The organism is Rhizobium sp. 18055 (assembly GCF_902706285.1).
Classification (GTDB): domain Bacteria; phylum Pseudomonadota; class Alphaproteobacteria; order Rhizobiales; family Rhizobiaceae; genus Rhizobium.
Genome location: NZ_CACSKD010000243.1, coordinates 1 through 456, shown reverse-complemented (window position 1 = coordinate 456; position 456 = coordinate 1). Strand labels below are relative to the sequence as shown.

At 67.5% G+C, this 456-nt stretch carries 1 protein-coding gene; it reads left to right on the top strand.

Annotation, left to right across the window (positions count from 1 at the left end):
* The coding region (locus tag GVL52_RS28945; protein WP_160012731.1) for a GTP-binding protein at nucleotides 1–456 on the top strand (456 nt) is incomplete at both ends.

The window sequence follows — 456 nt, the reverse complement described above, 5'->3', positions numbered from 1 at the left end:
GCGATGGACGACGAGATCCTGGCCTGGCTGCGCAAGCTGTCGCGCCCGACGCTGCTGCTGATCAACAAGATCGACGGCACAGACGAGGACACCGTGCGTTCGGAGTTCGCCCGCTACGGCTTCGGCGAGATGCTGACCGTGTCGGCCGCGCATCGCCAGGGACTGGACGACCTGCTGGACGAAGTGATCCAGCGCCTGCCGGAAGAAGGCAGCGGCGAAGAGCTGGACAACGATCCGAACCGCATCCGCATCGCCTTCGTCGGCCGCCCGAACGTGGGCAAGTCGACCCTGGTCAATCGCATCCTCGGCGAGGAGCGCATGATCGCCTCCGACGTGCCGGGCACCACCCGCGACTCGATCGCGGTGGACCTGGAGCGTGACGGCCGCGAGTACCGCCTGATCGATACCGCCGGCCTGCGCCGTCGGTCGCGCGTGGACGAGGTCGTCGAGAAGTTC